Annotated in this window: 18 protein-coding genes; 8 read left to right on the forward strand and 10 right to left on the reverse strand. The window is 61.4% G+C overall.

From position 1 onward, the window contains the following. On the reverse strand, positions 1-1,130 hold a 1,130-nt coding region (locus VJX68_RS14215; protein WP_324096368.1), incomplete at its 3' end, for a B12-binding domain-containing radical SAM protein. 566 nt (positions 1,131-1,696) lie between these two features. Between VJX68_RS14215 and VJX68_RS14220 the strand changes: the two genes are divergently transcribed. After that, positions 1,697-2,128, forward strand: a complete 432-nt coding sequence (locus VJX68_RS14220; RefSeq protein ID WP_324096369.1) for a hypothetical protein — start codon at positions 1,697-1,699, stop codon at positions 2,126-2,128. Positions 2,129-2,173: 45 nt separating this feature from the next. Next, positions 2,174-2,755: an HdeD family acid-resistance protein gene (locus VJX68_RS14225; protein ID WP_324096370.1), complete on the forward strand. Its 582-nt coding sequence runs from the start codon at positions 2,174-2,176 to the stop codon at positions 2,753-2,755. Between the two features lie 20 nt (positions 2,756-2,775). On the opposite strand, the gene VJX68_RS14230 is transcribed toward VJX68_RS14225, so the two are convergent. Both VJX68_RS14230 and VJX68_RS14235 read right to left on the reverse strand, forming a co-directional pair. Beyond that, positions 2,776-3,156, reverse strand: coding sequence for an Hpt domain-containing protein (locus VJX68_RS14230; protein WP_324096371.1), 381 nt, complete (start codon positions 3,154-3,156; stop codon positions 2,776-2,778). A 214-nt stretch (positions 3,157-3,370) separates the two neighbouring features. Next, on the reverse strand, positions 3,371-4,252 hold the full coding sequence (locus VJX68_RS14235) for an RluA family pseudouridine synthase (protein WP_324096372.1): 882 nt from the start codon (positions 4,250-4,252) through the stop codon (positions 3,371-3,373). A gap of 39 nt (positions 4,253-4,291) precedes the next feature. Here VJX68_RS14235 and VJX68_RS14240 point away from each other — a divergent pair, with 39 nt between their 5' ends. Continuing rightward, positions 4,292-6,376 (forward strand): tetratricopeptide repeat protein, encoded by a 2,085-nt coding sequence (locus VJX68_RS14240; protein WP_324096373.1) that lies wholly within the window; start codon positions 4,292-4,294, stop codon positions 6,374-6,376. A 112-nt stretch (positions 6,377-6,488) separates the two neighbouring features. After that, a complete protein-coding gene (locus tag VJX68_RS14245; RefSeq protein WP_324096374.1) occupies positions 6,489-7,706 on the forward strand; it encodes a lactonase family protein in 1,218 nt (405 codons plus the stop codon). 18 nt (positions 7,707-7,724) lie between these two features. Here the strand turns inward: VJX68_RS14245 and VJX68_RS14250 are convergent, their stop codons facing one another. From VJX68_RS14250 to VJX68_RS14265, 4 genes are all read right to left on the reverse strand, one after another. Continuing rightward, on the reverse strand, positions 7,725-8,417 hold the full coding sequence (locus VJX68_RS14250; protein ID WP_324096375.1) for a nucleoside phosphorylase: 693 nt from the start codon (positions 8,415-8,417) through the stop codon (positions 7,725-7,727). Between the two features lie 334 nt (positions 8,418-8,751). Beyond that, entirely contained in the window at positions 8,752-9,933 is a 1,182-nt protein-coding gene (locus tag VJX68_RS14255; RefSeq protein ID WP_324096376.1) for an ATP-binding response regulator, read from the reverse strand. A 34-nt stretch (positions 9,934-9,967) separates the two neighbouring features. Then, positions 9,968-10,384 carry a Zn-ribbon domain-containing OB-fold protein gene (locus VJX68_RS14260; protein WP_324096377.1) on the reverse strand — a complete coding sequence of 139 codons (417 nt, stop codon included), beginning with the start codon at positions 10,382-10,384 and terminating at the stop codon, positions 9,968-9,970. A gap of 102 nt (positions 10,385-10,486) precedes the next feature. Further along, complete coding sequence (locus VJX68_RS14265; RefSeq protein WP_324096378.1) at positions 10,487-11,656, reverse strand: thiolase family protein; 1,170 nt, start codon at positions 11,654-11,656, stop codon at positions 10,487-10,489. 219 nt (positions 11,657-11,875) lie between these two features. Here VJX68_RS14265 and VJX68_RS14270 point away from each other — a divergent pair, with 219 nt between their 5' ends. Together VJX68_RS14270 and VJX68_RS14275 are read left to right on the forward strand one after the other, a co-directional pair. Continuing rightward, positions 11,876-12,325 (forward strand): GNAT family N-acetyltransferase, encoded by a 450-nt coding sequence (locus tag VJX68_RS14270; RefSeq protein WP_324096379.1) that lies wholly within the window; start codon positions 11,876-11,878, stop codon positions 12,323-12,325. 34 nt (positions 12,326-12,359) lie between these two features. Continuing rightward, positions 12,360-13,337: a cyclase family protein gene (locus VJX68_RS14275; RefSeq protein WP_324096380.1), complete on the forward strand. Its 978-nt coding sequence runs from the start codon at positions 12,360-12,362 to the stop codon at positions 13,335-13,337. 170 nt (positions 13,338-13,507) lie between these two features. Here the strand turns inward: VJX68_RS14275 and VJX68_RS14280 are convergent, their stop codons facing one another. The 3 genes from VJX68_RS14280 to VJX68_RS14290 all read right to left on the reverse strand — a co-directional run bounded on the left by VJX68_RS14280 (position 13,508) and on the right by VJX68_RS14290 (position 16,189). Next, on the reverse strand, positions 13,508-14,134 hold the full coding sequence (locus VJX68_RS14280) for a pyroglutamyl-peptidase I (protein ID WP_324096381.1): 627 nt from the start codon (positions 14,132-14,134) through the stop codon (positions 13,508-13,510). Positions 14,135-14,291: 157 nt separating this feature from the next. After that, on the reverse strand, positions 14,292-15,089 hold the full coding sequence (locus tag VJX68_RS14285; protein WP_324096382.1) for a sulfurtransferase: 798 nt from the start codon (positions 15,087-15,089) through the stop codon (positions 14,292-14,294). Positions 15,090-15,121: 32 nt separating this feature from the next. Next, positions 15,122-16,189 (reverse strand): quinone-dependent dihydroorotate dehydrogenase, encoded by a 1,068-nt coding sequence (locus VJX68_RS14290; RefSeq protein WP_324096383.1) that lies wholly within the window; start codon positions 16,187-16,189, stop codon positions 15,122-15,124. 185 nt (positions 16,190-16,374) lie between these two features. On the opposite strand from VJX68_RS14290, the gene thyX reads away from it, so the two are divergent. Together thyX and VJX68_RS14300 are read left to right on the forward strand one after the other, a co-directional pair. After that, complete coding sequence (gene thyX / locus VJX68_RS14295; RefSeq protein WP_324096384.1) at positions 16,375-17,184, forward strand: FAD-dependent thymidylate synthase; 810 nt, start codon at positions 16,375-16,377, stop codon at positions 17,182-17,184. Positions 17,185-17,201: 17 nt separating this feature from the next. Beyond that, a complete protein-coding gene (locus tag VJX68_RS14300) occupies positions 17,202-17,603 on the forward strand; it encodes a DUF309 domain-containing protein (protein ID WP_324096385.1) in 402 nt (133 codons plus the stop codon).

A 17,603-nucleotide genomic window follows, 5' to 3' on the forward strand; every position in this document is an offset into this window, starting at 1 on the left:
GGGAGTTCGCGCTGGATGATCGCGATGTCGCGCTCGATGCTCGCGGGCGTGTCGGACGGGAAGCCCAGGATGTAGCCGGCGTAGGTCAGCACCTTGGCGCGCTTCCACGCCTGCAGCATCTTGCGGTATTCGGTGATGCGATTCTGGCCCTTGGATGCGCCCTTCAGGCTGTCGGGATTGATGTTCTCGAGCCCGATGAAAACTTTCTTACACCCTGCGCGCACCGACTTCTCGACGAAGTTCGGGATTTTGTGGCACATGGTGTCGACCTGCATGATGATGTTGATCTTCAGGCGGTCGCGACGCTTGAGTTCGATGATGCGGTCAAGGATCGGTTCCCAATTCTTGTTGCGCGCGAAATTGTCGTCGGTGATGAAGAAGCTGCGCACTCCCTGCGCCGCGTGTGCGCGAATCAACTGCTCGATGTCGTCGGCGCTGCGATGACGCGACTTGCGCCCCTGCACATTTATGATCGTGCAGAAGCTGCAACTGAACGGGCATCCGCGCCCCGCGTCGAAGCATCCGAGCGCACCGGCGTAGCGCTTGACGTATTTCATCGGCAGGAACGGCAGCGGCTCGCCGTCCATCGCCGGCAAATCGGCCATGAAGTTGTAAACCGGCTGCAGGCGATTCTCGAACGCGGCGAGCAGCAGCTCGTCGAGCCGATGCTCAGCCTCGCCCGCGAACAGCGTGATTCCGAGCGCGAGTGCGTCCTTCATCTCGGGCGGCATCTCGGGCAGCATCGCGAGGCATCCGCTTACGTGGAATCCGCCGATAGCAACCTGGATTCCGGCGGCGCGCAGCTCGCGCGCGATATCGACTGCGCGTGCGAACTGGTTGGTTTGCACTCCGACCAGGAGCACGACGCCGCGGTTCGCGTTGCGCTCAAATCGCCGAATTATTCCACGCACCGGCACTTTCGCGTTGGTCTCGTCGTGCGCATCGATATCGAGATCGACGCTCTCGCCGAGGATGTGCCGCGACTGCGCGTCGAGCGCGAGGCCGTAGAGGTTCGACAGCGAACTGGACGGCACGAAGCCGCGCCACCACTGAATGAGATAACCGTCGTCGTCGTAATGCGAGGGTTTGATCAGCTCGACGAGGAACTTTGCGCGCGGTTCTGTATTCATCATTTTATCGAGACAAACACCGCTCCACTTTATTGTTAATCGGCGCTGTTGGCTACCTCCGCGTTTGTCGAGTTCGAGGCGGGGTTCTTCGCTATTCCGCGCGATTGGATTGAGTCGATATAAAGAGTAGGTATACGTCTGAAAGGTATCAGCCTGCGCTCCTATCCAGACTGCGATAGGACGCGGATAACGAACACTTACAGAAAGGCGCGAGCTGCAAATAGCAAGCGCGCCAAAGGAGCAAACCTTGGACCTGGAAAAATTAGTGGCGGACTTGAAGAAAGAGAGAGACAGGCTCGGAAATGCTATCACTGCGCTGTTGGGATCGGCCTTGTCAGACGGTCGTGGCAAGAAGCGCGTCGGCAGGCCTAAGGGGAGCACGACCAAGAGGAGGAAGCGTGGCGGCCTGACACCAGAAGGCAGAAGGCGCCTGTCGATAGCAATGAAGAAGCGTTGGGCTGAGCGCAGGAAGCAGGGCGCGTAGCGACTGCTCGAATCGCGCGCGAAAAAATAGCCTTGCGCTGTGCGCGCGGGTTGGCTACGCCAAGCGGCAGGAGGAGATTGCGATGCGGCTCGTTCTGCTCCTTGTTGTGATCGTTGCGACCGCAGGATGTTCCAGCGTCGAGCAGGATACGTCCCAACTCCACCAGGAGCAGGATGCGCTCAGCGCCGCGATCAGGAAGATACAGGTCGTTCACGGCGCCACGATCAAAGGTCATCCGCAGTACGCCACGCTTGGACGTACCGAGGGCTACTGTTTCAACCGGCCAAATTCCACAGGCGGCCAGGTCGTCCATGGCGACGGACTCAGGGCAGCCGCGTATCGCAAGTATGGCGACCAGGTCAATGCGATTGTGAACACTTCTGTCTGGTTCGTCGCGGATGAAGATTACGGCGCTTACGAGCCCTATGATGAAGGCGGATACTTCGAATGCGCAGGTACAGCAGTCCATTTCACCGGTGAATCGGCGCCGGCCGCGCAGCCGTCACCCAGTTGATACGTAACCTGTTTACTCGAACAAGGTAGTCGAGGAGAGACCACGATGGCTTTACTTGTACCCATGCTGGGAATCGAAGAGGTAAGGGCACATCGCGGCTGGTTTCTGTTCATGGGAGTGGCGCTGATAATCCTGGGCACCATCGCAATAGGCAGCGCCGAGCTAATGACGATGGTATCCGTGATGCTGCTGGGATGGCTATTGCTCTTCGCCGGCATCTTCGAAGTAGTTCACGGCTTCGCGCGACGTGCCTGGGGCGGCTTCTTCATCAATCTTATGGGCGGCCTGCTGTACGCGGTAACCGGCCTCCTGATGGTCTCGCATCCGGGGGTGGCGGCAGTGACGCTGACCTTCATGATCGCGATGCTGCTGATCGTCGCCGGCACCTTTAGAATTTTCGTAACCTTCTCGACTCCGCTCCATCACCGCGAATGGCTAATCCTGAACGGCGCAATCTCGCTATTCCTGGGATTTTCGATCATGAGTTCGTGGCCGGTTTCGGGACTGTGGATCATCGGACTTTTCATAGGCATCGACATGATTTTCGACGGTTGGACTGAAGTGATGCTGGCGCTGAGCAGTGGCAGCAGCGGCGGAGCCGCACCCGGGCAGACCGCGACGGCGTGATCGCGGCGCAGGTCGCGGGCTCATGGCCGCGCATGTTCGGACCTGTAAGCTTCCACCGCCGCGCGCACGCGTTCAGCTTCCGCGACCATCGAATCGATCGCCGTCTGAATATCGCCGCCTGGTTCACGCCTCGCCCGGTCTTCGAGCTCGCGACAAAGCTCAACCAGCCGCATAGCGCCAAAATGACCGCAGCTTCCCTTTATTGCATGTGCCGTCGCCGAAACTCCGGCGCGGTCAGCCCTGTTGATCTGCAGGCCGATTGTGCGCACGCGCTCGCTCAGGTCGCCGAGGAATACGTCGATGAGTTCGGCGATAAACCGCTCGCCCAGTTCATCGCCTTCGGCGAGTTGGGTAATTGCGTTCATGTCGAGCGCGGGAACGCTCGCGGTTTCAGTGCTCACTAGCCCGATCAATCCAAGTTGCGTGCCGTGGAAGCGTAACCGCCTGCAAGTCGTGACCGACACTGCCAATAGTTGGCTGCGGCGAGCAGTCGCGCGCCCCATGAACTAATGCAACTTTGAGCATCGATACGGATCCGATACCCGCGATGTCAGAATCGCACCGCAGTGACATTTGTTTGCCACCGCGCGCGGAGGCTTATGTTGCACGTACAGCTCATCGCGGTTCGATCAGCGCCGTCAGCCGGCTGGGCATGGCGCTGTGAAATTCCATTGACGCGCCCGACACCGGATGGCAAAACTTCAGCTCGCTTGAGTGGAGCGCGAGCCGCCGCGCGGGATCGCTGGTCGCACCATACTTGCGATCGCCGACGATCGGATGACCGAGGCCGGCGATCTGCACGCGAATCTGGTTTTTGCGCCCGGTCTCGAGCATAAACTCGAGCAGCGAGTTGTCCCGGCCTTTTCGTAAAACGCGGTAGTGCGTGATCGCCAGCTCGCCACCGCGCTTGACGCGATGTATCCTGAAGGACTTGCTCTCGACCAGGTTGTCTCGCAGCGTCCCCTCGGCCTTTGAGGGCGTACCCTCGACGACGGCAAGGTATTTCTTGGTGACAGTCTTCCAGTTCTCTTGAAGGGCCGCCTGGATGGCGCGGCTTCTCGCGAAGATCATCAGGCCGGAAGTCTCGCGATCGAGTCGATGCACGATGAAGGCCTGTTGCATCGGCGAACTCGTGAGCGCCTTCAGATGATCGTTGAGAATCCTATGCGCGGTGCGTTCCTTCTCGCTTTCCGAGCCCATCGAAAGCAGGCCTGCTGGTTTATCGATTACGACGATATCATCGTCGAGATAGACAATTTTCAGGCCGTGACGCTCGAGCGATGCGGCGCGGACTTGCTTGCCCGACGCGATAGTCACAACGTCGCCCGGCTCCAACTGAGTATCATGCCGGACACTAGGTACTCGCCTCACGGTCACGGCGCGGAAGCGCAGTAGATCCTTCGCCTGTTTGCGCGACAGTCCGAGCGGAAGGGTGAGCAGATACGGCAGCAGTTCGCATCGCGACTCGACGCTAAACTGGTGGTCACGCGTGGGCATTGCGGTATTATGGTCGCCCACTATCGACGAAGCGGCAAGATGAGTAGCCCGAATCAGTACATCGCCGACAGGTTTCCGTGGCTTACGCGCACGCGCGCGATGGCGGGAGCATTTGGAATAGCGCTGCTGATCGTTTTCATCTGGCCGCACGCTCATCTGGTGACGGAGTCAGTAATCGTCACCGCGATTCCCGGATCGATTGGCGCGATTATGTGGGGTTTGACGTTCTGGTCGAAGGTGCGGGTCCAAATCGGCCGGTGGAAGCTTCGCTACAAATCGGTGCGGCGAATCGCGGGCATCGTTGCGTTGGCATGCCTCCCTTTCATCCTCATGCAGCGTGCTTCGATCTATTTGCGCAGTCCGCGCGAGGCCACCTCTGAGATTTCGGGGTCGGGAGACTACCCGGACATGACGCACTGGCACGTCCGCGTCGTCGTCGCGATTGCGCATCTTGACGGCGATGACGGCAAGAAGCTCGAAGGACGATTGGTTGCCGCGCTGACCGGCCTGGATCGCCGCCTGCACGTCGTGCCGGTGATCCTGAATCGCACGATTGCGGTCTCGGGGCGCCCGCAGGGAATCGCGCATCTCGACGCGATCGGGTCGATCGCGGACTCTCGCATCGATTCCTTGATCTGGGGCGGGGCGAAGGGCGCGGCGCATCCGGCGGTCGGTCCGCTCTTCCAGACGAGGTTGGGGTCCGACTCACAATTCGGCGGGATGTACCTTCCGTCTGACTTCAAGCTGCCGGAATTGCCGGTGGACGAGCTCTGTGCGGTGCTGCGCCTGATGGTTGCGAGCCAAAGCGCCGAGTCGATGCGGGAGTGGATGGTCAAATTTGGCGATGCGCTGGAGCCTCTGATCAAGCAGGTACGCACGATCGCGGACGATCGCGGCAGGATGTCGGGCTGGAGCGCCGACACGCGCGCGCGGGTGAACCTGGTGGTCGGTATCGCACTCGCGACCTCGGGTGTCGAACGCAACTCCGAGGATTCCTTGCTTACGGCAATCGCCTACTTTCAGCGGACGCAGGCCGACTGGACGCGCGAACGCGATCCGCTCGAATGGGCGATGGCGCAGCAAAATCTTGGTTCCGCGCTGAGCGACGTGTCGCGGTTCAATCTGCGGGTTGCGCCTCTGCAAGCGGCGGTGACGGCTTACCAGAACGCGCTGGCGGTTTATCAGTCGCGAGGCGATCGGCTCGACTCGGCGAATTTGCAGTTCGTACTCGGAGCTGCGTTCGAAAAAATCGCGGAGCATAAGGCGGGGGTGGAGAGCATTCATCGCGCGGTGGACTACTATCGCGCGGCGGCGAAGGGAATTGACTTTCGCTACTATCCGGTTAGCTGGGCAGAAGCCCAACGCGGCCTCGGCAACGCGCTCAGCACGCTGGGCGATCGCGATGGAAGCAAGAGCGAACTCGGGGAGGCAATCGCGGCCGATCGGGAGGCGTTGAAGGTGTACGACCAGCGGTCATGGCCGATATATTGGGCGGCAACCCAGGACCAGCTCGCCCAGAGCCTGCAGCAGCTAGGCACGCTGACCTCGAATCGCGACGACCTGAATCAGTCGATCGCACTTTCCCGGCAAGTCCTCGATGGATATCCGCGCGATCGCAATCCTATCGTCTGGGCGGAGGTCCAGATGTCTCTCGGCAATGCGCTCATGGAGTTGCATTGGCTGGACAAGGATCCCGCAGATGCGCAACAGGCCGCTGTCGCGTTTCGCGCCAGCCTGGAGGAGCTGTCGTTCGATCAACAGCCGACAGATTGGGCCACTGCAAAAGCCGGTCTCGGAGATGCTTTGCTGGCATTGGGGGAGACTGGCTCGGACACTTACTATGCGGCGCAGGCGGTCGAGGCGTACAACGACGCGCTCAAGGTCCTCACGCCGGAACGCGATCCTCTCGCGTGGGCATGGGCGAAGTACGACCTGGCCGATGCGCTGGTAGAACTCGGCGAGCGGGGGTCAGGAGTCAGGTATCTCGAGCAGGCTGTCGATACCTACCATCAAGCGCTGACGGTATTGTCGAAGGACAAATCGCCGGTTCTGTGGAACAAGATTCAAATCAATCTCGGGATCGCGCTCGAGGACCTGCATCAGCGCGGGTGGAAGGGTAGTTGATTGAATTCCACGATCCCTGCCGAAACCTTTCGGTTCGATGCCGCGTACTGTTTGTGATATTCAACACGCTGCTGGCGTTTTCTTGGACCGGTACGGCCGGAAAGGGGCTCGAATGGCGACAGAGCAACGCATCCGATCATCCAGGCGAGCCACGTTTAAGAATATCATCCGGCTGCTGCCCGCCGTCGTGATTATCGCGGCGACGCTTAATTCGATCTCGTGCTCAAACAACGGACTCCTGCCCCACTCAGGTGGCGGCGGCTCTCCGACTGCCACTGCAACGACCGGCACCGGCGCGCTCGCGTTCGTGACCAACTTCAACGACGGCAAGGTGTCGTCGTTCAAGCGCAACACGACGACCGGCGTGCTCAAGCGTACCGGCGAGGTGACGGCGGGCGCGAAAAAGGGGCCGAAAGGCGTGGTCGCAGATCCCACCGGCAGCTTTCTCTACATCGCCAACAACAGCGACGGCAACATCTACCAGTTCTCGATCAATTCGACCAAAGGGACGTTGACTCCCCTGTCGCCGGCGTTCGTGAGCAATGGGATCGCATCCGGACCCGACGAACTTGCGATCAATCCCGCTGGAACATTCCTGTGGGTGACGGGAGCGAAAAACGGGACGGTTACGACCTACACGGTTGACAGCGGCACCGGTCAGCTTACGCAGAACGGCAAGGTGATCGGACTCGTGAACCCATTCGGAATCACGGCCGATTCCTCGGGCTCGTTTGTTTACGTCGCGGACAACGGGGCCGGATTAGTTTATTCGTACTCGATCGGCGCCGGCGGCACTCTCAGTCAAATAGGATCGGCGGTCTTCGACCTCGGTTCGCCGGGCGGCACACCCGGCTTCATCGCGATCGATCCCGCCGGCACGTATATCTACGTCACCGATCTCGGCGCCGGCGTGCTGTCGGTAATTCAAACCACCGCGGGTGCGCTGGCGTTCGGTTCGATCGTACCTTCGACCACGACTGGCAACCTGCCCGTTGGAGTAGGATATGCCGCAGTGACCGGTGTCGCCGATTTCGTTTTCACCGCGAATCAGGGCAACTCGACCATGTGGTCGTTCCAGGTTCCCGCTCCAGGCTTTCCAGCCTCGCCGGTCGAGTTCGGAATCGGCGACTTGAACGCGCCGACCGGGCTGGTTGTCGATCCGCAGACCGCATTCCTTTACACCACCAACCAAAACGCGGGAACGGTAAGCCAGTTCTCGCTGAGTTCCACGTGTTTCGCGTCCTCAGCGACTCCCTGCTTCGTCGGCTCGGTTGCGGTGGAGAGCAGCGGCAGCAGCAGCGGTCCGTTCGGGATCACGCTGGCGCAATAATTATTCACTGCTCGCGCGTCACATGCTGAGGCATGCTTCGGCGGCGAGCGTAAACAGGCGCTCGCGGATCTGATGGCGGTTCCAGTTGCGAGGGTCCCAGTCGTCGCCGGCTAAATCGTCGCCGCCATAGAGAATCTGCCCGAACTGCACGCGGCGGAACTGCGCGACGGCGAAAAAGGCCGCCGCTTCCATCTCGACCGTTAGGCATCCCTCGCGCCTGCGCGCGAGCATCCGCGCGCGCGTCTCGCGCAGAATCCCGTCAGTCGTCCAGGTCTTCGCGACGATATAGTCCATCGCGTTTCGCCGGAGCGTTTTCTCGATCGCCGCAAGCGCCCTCGGATGCGGCGCGACTTCGCGCGACGGCGCAAGGTAATGGTAGGAGGTGCCCTCGTCGCGAACCGCGGAGCTCGGCACGATGATATGGCCAACCGCGATCTTCGAGTCGAGCACGCCCGCGCCGCCGCATGCGATGAACTTGCGCGAGCCGAGCGCGATCATCAGCTCGAGCATCGCCGCAGAGACCGGAGCGCCGACGCGCGGATGCATCACGGCGAGGCGGCGACCGTTGAAGTCGAGCTCGTAAACCGGATGCCTGCCGGTCTCCCAATTCGCGACGTGAATCTCGCGGGCGCCATTGCGCACCAGCTCGTCGATCACGTCCTGGAAAAAGCAGAGCACGCAATGTTTCGGCACGTCGATCGATTTGTACACGCGCCGCGGCTCGATGATCGCGCTCGGCGAGGGATCGTGTTCGAGGATCGGGAACGCGCGAGAGGGAAGGGGCTTCGTTGTGCGCGATGGTGTTTTGCGGCGGCGCGATTTCATGAGGACATAGAAATTAGCAAAGCGATACGAGCGAGTCCGTCTCCGCTTCCCTCCCACGTTCGTCGGGGGAGGGCTAGGGTGGGGGACAGATGTGCCGCGCGATTGTCTGGTGCGGGGCACTTCTTGGGCAGACACAAAATTTCAGAACTAAACGTCCCCCCACCCGCGGCGCGCGGACGCGCGTCGGCCTCCCCCGACGAACGCGGGAGGCAATTTAGGATCAGGATTGCGGGATTGGCTTGGGCGTCGATTCCGCCGCGGACGCGGATTTCGCCGCTAGCGCGGCGGCTTTTGCTTCCGCTTTCTCAGTGGCCGCCTTCTGGCGCAACTGCAACAGCATCGCGCGCAGCTTGCCGGGATTTACCGGCTTCTTGAACAGCGCGCCCTCCAGCCCCCGCAGGCGCGAACGCTTCAGGATGTGATCCTTGTCGTAGTAGTAGGCGGTCATCAGGATGACCGGCAGCTTCGGCATGTCTTCCTTGACCTTGAGATAGAAGTCATAGCCGTCCATCTCGGGCATCACGACGTCCGAGATGACCGCGTCGAGCTTCACGTTGCGCAGGATTCCAAACGCGGCCGACGGGCGTGTGGCGCAGTACACGGTACATTTTTCGGCGCGCAGCAGGTCCGCCATCGAATTGAGGACGGCCGTATCGTCGTCGAGCACCAGGATCGACATCCCTTCCAGCGGTGATTGTTCCGTATGCGGCGCATCATGCGGCCGCGTGTGCACCTTGCCATCTTCGCGCGGCGCGAGGTCGGCCATCCGCTTGCCCGCCAGATAGTCGCGCGTCTCGTACTCGCCCTTGCGGGTCATCTCGTCGAGGCGCCGCACGATAGCCTGCACGCGCTCGATCGAATTTCGAATCGAGTCGAGGCGCTCGTTCTCGACGACCTTTTCGGCATCGCTGAGGTGCGTCTCGACGCTCTGGGAGAGCAGTTCGAGGTTGTTGGTGATCGATTCGAGCGGGTTGTTGATCTCGTGCGCGAGGCTGACAGCGATTTCGCCGGCGGTCGCGAGCTGTTGCGCATGGCGCATGCGGCGGATGTCGCGTGCGAAGCCGATCGATCCGACTTCGGCGCCGTCGTCGTCGTGGATCAGCGCGCCGGTGATCATCACCGGGATGATTTCGCCGTCTTTGTTACGGAACTCGGTCTCGAAGCTCGCGATTCGGCCCTTGTCGGCCGACTCGCGCATCGCTTTCATCACGCGGCGGGCCTCGTCGAGTGACGGATAGATGCGGGTGCAGTTCTGGCCGATGATCTCCTCGGAGCTGTAGCCGAGGCTGGTGCGCGCGCCGTCATTGTAATAGTTCACAGTGCCGCTTTTGTCGACGGCAATTATGATGTCCGGCGAGCTCTCGACGAGACGCTGGAAATATTTTTTATCGAGCGACGCCATTGTTGATTATTGATCCTGATTCAGTCGATCCGGATTATTTCGCGGCGCGAAGCCGGAATTTCGGTATCGAGACTTCATCGCTGAGTTTTTCGAACGTGACCTCTACCGGCATCCCGCACCGGATGTCATGCGGCTTGACGCCGAGCAGGTTCGACACGAATTTGCATCCCTCTTCGAGCTCGACCACGACGACGGCGTACGGGATCTCGTTGGCGAACCCGGGATGGTAGAGCTGATGCATGATATTGAAGCTGAAAACTTCCCCGCGGCCGCTCACTTGGACCCACCGCGAGGCCGTCGAGTTGCACTTCGAGCACAGGTCGTGAGCGGGGAAGCGTAGCGTCCCGCAACTGTCGCACTTCTGGACCATCAGGCGGCCGGCGCGCGCACCGTCGAAGAACTCACGCATTTCGGGGGTGATGGCCGGGATGGGTTTGCTGATTTCAGGCATCGCAGTTTGGCTTATATATAAGTTAGACGAACTAGCGGTTAAAATGAATGAAATGACACTATATCACAGCACAGGCAGTGACAGCGCGACTCACAGCTAATGTTAAGCTTGTGAACCCAGCACGAGGGTCGAGTGCGTAGCTAGGATACCGCCGTTGCCGGAAACGAGTCCAACGTCGTGTTTTGGCACTTGCCGCCTCCCTCCATCACCCCGCATCTGCACGATTGCCTCCGCCACTGGCGTCATCCCCCACATATAGAACGAGCTTAGCTGGCCGCCTCCGGTATTGACGGGGAGCGCGCCACCCGGCTTGATTGCACCGCTGGCGACGAACGGCCCGCCCTCGCCCTTTTTGCAGAAGCCGTAGTCCTCGAGCGTCACCAGCACTGTGAAAGTATAGCAGTCATATAGCTCGCAGAAGTTCACGTCGTTGAGCTTGATTCCCGCCATCTTGAAGGCGGTTTCTTTGGCGATCGGAGCGCCGGAGACCAGCGTCTCGAGCGGGTCGCCGCCGGGATGACCCTGCCCCATCCCCAGGATATAGACGGGGGGCCGCTTCAACGTCTTGGCGCGCTCGGCGGAGGTCACGATAACCGCCAGACCGCCGTTGGAAACTAGGCAGCAATCGTAGAGATGGAACGGCTCAACCACCCATCGCGAGGCATGGTAGTCGGCGAGCGTCATCGATGTGTCGTAAAACTGGGCGACAGGATTCAGGTTGGCCCAATCGCGCTCGGACACGGCGACGGCGCCGAGATGATCGTTGGTGGTGCCGTACTTGTACATGTGGCGCTGCGCTACGAATGCGTACTGCGCGTTGACGCCGAACTGTCCGTAATGCGCGTTGAGACCTTGGGCAAAGCCGTACGACGCGGCCGAGCCGGCATCCTTACCCTTGTTGGACGAGGGCGGACGCAACGGAGCGTCGGCGAATACGCACGCGACGACCTCCGCCATTCCGGCGTCGATAGCCTGCGCGGCGTGCATGATCATCGCTGCCGCCGTCGCACCGCCGAGGTTCATCGTAGCGGTCAGGCGCAGGTCGCGGATACCCATCGCATTCTGCAGCGACGTGGAGGCCATCGGATTGTTGAACCACGTGATCCCCGGGTTGACGAGCAGGCCGTCGAGATCGGAGCGCTGCAAGCCGGCGTCGTCGAGGGCGAGATTGACGGCCTCGGCAGCGAACCCAATCGGTCCGGGATGATCGAAATTTTTACCCATCCGGGTCTGGCCGAGCCCGGCGATAGCGCATTTAGCTCTTAAAGACATAGCGCCTACTCTCTTACGCTTTTTTGCCGAGGGCATCCAGCGGAGCGCAGGGAAGGGTAAAACACTATATTGAATGAGGAACCCACCGTGGTTCCGCACTTCCTTGGGCAGGGGTGACCCCTGCACCCAGTGTCTTGTGTCATTCAGAGCGAAGCGAAGAATCCCGGTTCCTTTGCCGCCGCTTGACAGCGCACCACCTCCGGACGGAAACCCACATTGATGGCTATCTCGTTCCGACGCGCGAATGCTGCCGATGCGTCCGAAGTCGCGACTGTCTATATCGCCTCGCGGCGCGGCGCTGCCGAATATCTGCCGACCGTCGGCACCGACGCTGAGATTCGCGCATTCGTGATCCATCAGATGGTGCCGGAGCGCGAGACCTGGGTCGCCGAGGATGGTGGCCGAATCGTGGCGGTGCTGGTACTCCGCGACGGCGACGAGGTCGATCAATTTTACGTTGCGCCCGGCGAGCAGCGCCGCGGCGTTGGCGATGCGATGCTTGCGCATGCGAAGCAACTGCGGCCGGCCGGTCTTAGCCTGTGGGCGTTTCAGCGCAACACCCCCGCGCGCCGCTTTTACGAAGCGCGCGGCTTTATCGCAAAGAAATTTACCGATGGCGCCACCAACATGGAGCGCGAAGCCGACGTGCTCTACGAATGGACGCCCTAAACGACCGCAAAATTTCCGGCAAGGAGCTGATGCGATGGCCAAAGTCGATCTCGACAAAGTTCCCCGTTTTTCAGAACTGCCGATCAAGCCCGACAAGCCGAAAGAATCGTCGTGGGGCGTGTTCGGCGACGACGACGAACTCGGATGCCTGAATTTCCTCACGCCGGAAGGCGTGATCGATGCGGCGCGCCTGGTGCGCAAGGGCTCCGTTTTCCGGCTCGATACTAAAATCAACTACGCCAACCCGCCGTTGTTTGCGCGCCGCCCCGCCAAGCACAACATCATGAGCTTCGAGAGCTTCGGCCTGCTCGGTTTCGACGACTCGCTCGACAGCTACAACACGCAGGAAGGCAGCCAATGGGACGGCCTCGCGCACGTCGGCAGCCCGCGCTACAAGGCGTTCTACAACGGCGTGAAATCCAGCGAGATCAAGGACGGCCCGACCGGCCGCCTCAGCATCCACAAATGGGCCAACAAGTTTGTCGGCCGCGCCGTGCTGCTCGACGCGTTCCGCTACCGCATCTCGCACCGGCGCACGATCAATCCGCTCAAATCTGAAAAGTACAGCCTCGACGACTTGAAGGAGACCGCCGTCGCGGATGGCGTCGAGCTAAAGCCGGGCACGATACTGCTGATTCGCACGGGCTGGATGCAGGCGTACCTGGCCGCGTCTCCCGCCGACAAAGCCGCGATGGCGCCGCTCGAAGGGCTCAAAGCCTGCGGCATCGAGGATAGCAGCGCGATGGTCGAATGGTTCTGGGATCACCGCGTCGCCGCGGTCGGCACGGATTGTCCCGCCGTCGAGCCGTGGCCGTGGGACTTCAAAAACGAGGGCGCGCTGCACTACCGCACGCTATGCCTGCTCGGCCTGCCGATCGGCGAGCAGTTCAACCTCGAGGAACTCGCTGCGGATTGCGCCGCCGACAAGCGCTACGAGTTTATGCTGGTCTCAGTCCCGATGAACCTGGAGGGCGGCATCGCGTCACCACCTAACGCGGTCGCGATCAAATAACTGGGCAAGAAAAAAGAGCGGGGTGGATTTCCTTCCCGGCGCCTGACTAAATCCCCCGATTGAGAGCGAAAGGTTGTCCTCAACGTTTCGCGCTTATCATTGGGTGCAGGGGTCACCCCTGCCGAAGGAAGCGTGAAACCCACCGCGGGTTTCACATTCAATAGAATGATTTACCCTTCCCTCTTCCCCGATCGCGCCGTCTCCGCGATCACGATTCGCACCGCGTTCTCCATCATCGGCAGCGGCATGCTGGGCAGGCTGCGATGGCGACCGGCCTGGCGGGCCTCGTACGGCAGATGGACGAAGCCCACCGGGATGCCGGGCTTGCGGCGCAGGTAGTGCAGGGCGGCATACATCAGCGCGTTGCACGCGTACGCGCCGGCCGTCAGCGACACGCTCGCGGGAATTTCCTTGCGATCGAGCTCGCGGATGATCGCGCGCAACGGTAGTCGCGAGAAGTACGCGTCAGGTCCGCCGCGAACGACCGGCGTGAATCCAGGGTCGCCGCTTTTGGCGAGCGCGCCGCGCTCGTCGGCAAGATTGATCGCGATTCTTTCCAGTGCGATCGCCGGTCGACCGCCGGCCTCGCCGAGTCCGATCACTGCGCGCGGCCGGTAGCGCACGATTGCACCTATGATCCGCCGCGCCGCTTTGGTGCATCCGACCGGCACGCGCACCGACTTTATCTGCAAGCCGCCGATCACCTCGCCGTCAAATCGCCGCGCAACTTCCCAGGACGAATTGATCCGCTCGCCGCGCCACGGCTCGAACCCGGTGAGAACTAGAATGGGAGGCATCGACCGGTTTTCTTGTTCCGCTTCCAAGCTTCTTCCCCTCTCCCTGCCAGGGAGAGGGTCGAAGGTGAGGGTCCTTGTTCAGCGCGCGACTTCTTTCGCGCACGATTCAAGATTCTGCTTCTTCTCTGAACGCGTGCCGGAGGGTTTCTCATACCGCTCACTTGCGCCGCGGATGCTCGATCGGCAGGTCGTCGCGATTGCCCCATTCCGCCCACGAGCCAAGATAATTTCTCACCTTCGGATAGCCAGCGAGTTTGAGCGCGAGGTACGCGTGCGCGGCGCGGTAGCCTCCTTGGCAGTACGGCACAATCTCGTTGGCGGGATCGAGGGCGAGCGCTTCGAACTGCGCGCGCAGCTCGGCGGGCGATTTCACGGTTCCATCGGCGGCAAGCGCGGCTGTCCAGTCCTGATGGACCGCGCCCGGGATCGCGCCGCCATGTTTCGCGCGGACGCGTTCGCTGAAGTATTCCGCATCGCTGCGAACGTCGAAGATTTGCACCTCGCGACGCCCCAGTTGCTCGAGCATACGCGGATACGTCGCGAGAATTTCCGCGCGCGGATTGAGCTGGAAATCAGCAGGCGCGAACTTCTCGACCTCGGTAGTCAGTTTTTCGCCGGCCACCGCCTTTAGGCCGCCGTCGAGCATTCGCGACTTCGGATGGCCCGCGTATTCGAGCGCCCACTGCCCGCGCGCCGCGCGCATTCCGGATTCACTCTCGTAAAACACGACGGTCTCACGGCCGGTGATTCCGAGCGCCGAAAATATCCACTGGAGCTGCGCGCCGAACTCCGCGACGCCGCGCTCGGACGTATCGGTGTGATGAAACGGGAAGGGATCGAAATGCCGCGCGCCGCGGATATGCCCGGCGTGGAAATCCTTGGCCGGCCGCGTGTCGATGAGGATCAGACCAGCGTCGGCGCGATGCGCCCGCAGCCATCGCGCATCGACAGTCAACTTTGTTTCTTCCTGGTTCAAATCGCCTCCGCCTATCTGTCGATTCCGACCACTTCGCTAATAGAGCGAAATCCATTGCGCCGGAGCAAGTCCGCCAGACCCGCTTTTATTCTCTCCGCCACGCCCGGGCCTTCGTAGATGAGGGCGGTGTAAAGCTCTACCAGCGCCGCTCCGGCGCGGATGTGTAGCCACGCGTCCTCTGCCGTGCTGACTCCGCCGACGCCGATGATCGGGATTTTTCCACGGGTGTGCGTATGGATGTCGCGAATCAACTCGCGCGCGCGAATCAGGATCGGACGGCCGCTGAGTCCGCCCGGATGCGGTGACGAGACGCCTAGCGCCTCGCGCGCGACGGACGTGTTGCACGCGACGATCCCGTCCACGCCCAGCTCAAGCGCGGTTTCGCAGATTCGAAACAGCTCGTTGCGTTCCAGGTCGGGCGCGATCTTCACCAGCACGGGCCGCGGCTCGCCGGCCTTTTCCCGCATCGCCGCGAACAGCTCGCTCATCTTCTCCGGCGATTGCCAGTTGCGCAAACCGGGCGTATTCGGCGAGCTCACGTTGATTACGATAAAGTCGGCGAGCGGCCCGAGCCGCTCCATCAGTGCCGTGTAGTCTGCCGCGACACCCTCCGGCGGAGTGTCGCTGTTCGGCCCGAAGTTGAGCCCCAGCCGAATCGAAATCCCGGCCTTGCGCATCCGCTCGATTCGCGGCGCCACCGCCGCCATCCCTTCGCTGGGGAAGCCGAGCCGGTTGATCAGCGCACGGCGCTCGGGAATCCGCCAGAGGCGCGGCGTTTCGTTTCCCGCCTGCGCGCGCGGCGTAATCGTTCCCAACTCCGCGAAGCCGAAGCCGAGCGTCTCCCATCCGCGGATCGCGACGGCGTCCTTGTCCATGCCGGCGGCGAGCCCGATCGGATTGGGAAAATCGATTCCCCACAGCTTGATCGCTAGCTCGGGCCGCTCACGCGGCGGCGGAAACGGCGGCATCAGGGAGAGCATCCGGATCGTCAGACGATGCGCATACTCGGCATCGAGGCTGAACAGGAATGGCTTGAGAAACTGCCTGTAGGCGGCGTCAATTGCGGAAACAGCGGGCATCACAGCTCTGACAGCCAATCTTGCAATGCCGCGCGGATGGCGCAATCGAAATGCAGGTGTGGATTAAGAGCGTGCGCCCCTGATGCAGTCGCACCGCGGCTTGGAATAAGATGATACGTGCCGGCAGCGCAGAGCGCCCGGCCATTTGCGGAAGGGGTCAGGACAGCGTGGAAAATCAGGCGAAAATGCAAGTTAAGTTGATCGACTACGCGCAGCAGCCGCTCGAGAAACTCTACGCGGCGTTTCGCACCTGCTACTCCTCCGACACGCCAATCGAAGTCTGGGACAAAATTAAATCCGAAAAAATCACTCACGAAAAAATTCGCGAGTTCATCACTGAGCGGCTGAAAACCGGCCACGCTTCGCCACTCGAGCAAATCGTTTTCTGGTTCGGCATCGCCAACGTCTCACGCTCGCTGTCGCATCAGTTCGTGCGCCATCGGATCGGCATCAGCTTCGAGCAGCAGAGCCAGCGCTACGTGAAATTCAAGCAGGACAAGCTCGCGTTCGTGCTGCCCGATTCATGGTCGCGCGCGGGGCTGGAAAGTGAATTCTCCGAGTTGCTTTCGAAGACCTCCGAGCTCTACGCGAAGGCGCTGAAAGCGGGGATTCCCGCCGAGGACGCGCGCTTCGTGCTGCCCAACGCGGCGCCAACGAACTTCCACGTGATGGTGAATTTCGCGGAGATGCTGCACATCTGCGATCTGCGGCTGTGCGTGCGTGCGCAGTGGGAAATCCGCCGGATGGTCGCGATGATGCGCGCGGAAATCAAGCACGTGCTGCCGGAAATCGCCGTGTTCCTGCAACCCAAGTGCGGCGAGAACCGCATGGGCTACTGCGACGAGTCGCTCGACGAATGGCAAAAGTGCCCGCTGGGCAAGGTGCGCCCGCATAAGTCGAGTCTGTTCGATCTTTACGAGCGTTACGGCACGCGCAAGGCGCAGGCGTTGGGCGAAGCCGAGTATCGCGCGGTCGAGGAAAAAGAGCAGTTGTAGTTTTTTTCCAGGTTCCAGTGAGCGACGATTTCCCACCGGCGTCGATCGACGACGCGATTGCGGCATTCAATCGCGGCGCGTACTTCGAAGCAGCCGAGATGTTCGAGATTGCCTCGCACGCCGCCGGTGAAGATCTGAAGGCGCTCGTAGTAGCGTTCAACCAGATTGCAGCTGCGCTTCATCTGCGCTTCGAACGCGGCGGCAGGCAGGCGTCGATCAACCTGATGTCGCAGGCGATGATCGGGCTCGACGACATGAAGCCCGCGCGCGGCGGCGTCGACGTCGAGCGTCTGTGCGTCGAGCTGGCCGCCTACACCGAAGAGGTGCGCGCGACCCCGCGCGACGAGCGCGACGGCCTCAAGCATCGCGCGCGGATTTTCCTGGAGCGCCGCCGCGCCCCAAAGATCAACCGCCGCTGA

Source organism: Binatus sp. (SeqCode), assembly GCF_035272065.1.
In the GTDB taxonomy this organism is placed as follows: Bacteria; Desulfobacterota; Binatia; order Binatales; family Binataceae; genus Binatus.

Excerpts from the sequence above, each read along its gene's own strand:
- VJX68_RS14220 (WP_324096369.1), top strand. The coding sequence starts at position 1,697 with ATGCGGCTCGTTCTGCTCCTTGTTGTGATCGTTGCGACCGCAGGATGT.
- thyX (WP_324096384.1), top strand. The coding sequence starts at position 16,375 with ATGCAAGTTAAGTTGATCGACTACGCGCAGCAGCCGCTCGAGAAACTC.
- VJX68_RS14245 (WP_324096374.1), top strand. The coding sequence starts at position 6,489 with ATGGCGACAGAGCAACGCATCCGATCATCCAGGCGAGCCACGTTTAAG.
- VJX68_RS14225 (WP_324096370.1), top strand. The coding sequence starts at position 2,174 with ATGGCTTTACTTGTACCCATGCTGGGAATCGAAGAGGTAAGGGCACAT.
- VJX68_RS14235 (WP_324096372.1), bottom strand. The coding sequence starts at position 4,252 with ATGCCCACGCGTGACCACCAGTTTAGCGTCGAGTCGCGATGCGAACTG.
- VJX68_RS14240 (WP_324096373.1), top strand. The coding sequence starts at position 4,292 with ATGAGTAGCCCGAATCAGTACATCGCCGACAGGTTTCCGTGGCTTACG.
- VJX68_RS14255 (WP_324096376.1), bottom strand. The coding sequence starts at position 9,933 with ATGGCGTCGCTCGATAAAAAATATTTCCAGCGTCTCGTCGAGAGCTCG.
- VJX68_RS14290 (WP_324096383.1), bottom strand. The coding sequence starts at position 16,189 with ATGCCCGCTGTTTCCGCAATTGACGCCGCCTACAGGCAGTTTCTCAAG.
- VJX68_RS14260 (WP_324096377.1), bottom strand. The coding sequence starts at position 10,384 with ATGCCTGAAATCAGCAAACCCATCCCGGCCATCACCCCCGAAATGCGT.
- VJX68_RS14265 (WP_324096378.1), bottom strand. The coding sequence starts at position 11,656 with ATGTCTTTAAGAGCTAAATGCGCTATCGCCGGGCTCGGCCAGACCCGG.
- VJX68_RS14270 (WP_324096379.1), top strand. The coding sequence starts at position 11,876 with ATGGCTATCTCGTTCCGACGCGCGAATGCTGCCGATGCGTCCGAAGTC.
- VJX68_RS14280 (WP_324096381.1), bottom strand. The coding sequence starts at position 14,134 with ATGCCTCCCATTCTAGTTCTCACCGGGTTCGAGCCGTGGCGCGGCGAG.
- VJX68_RS14275 (WP_324096380.1), top strand. The coding sequence starts at position 12,360 with ATGGCCAAAGTCGATCTCGACAAAGTTCCCCGTTTTTCAGAACTGCCG.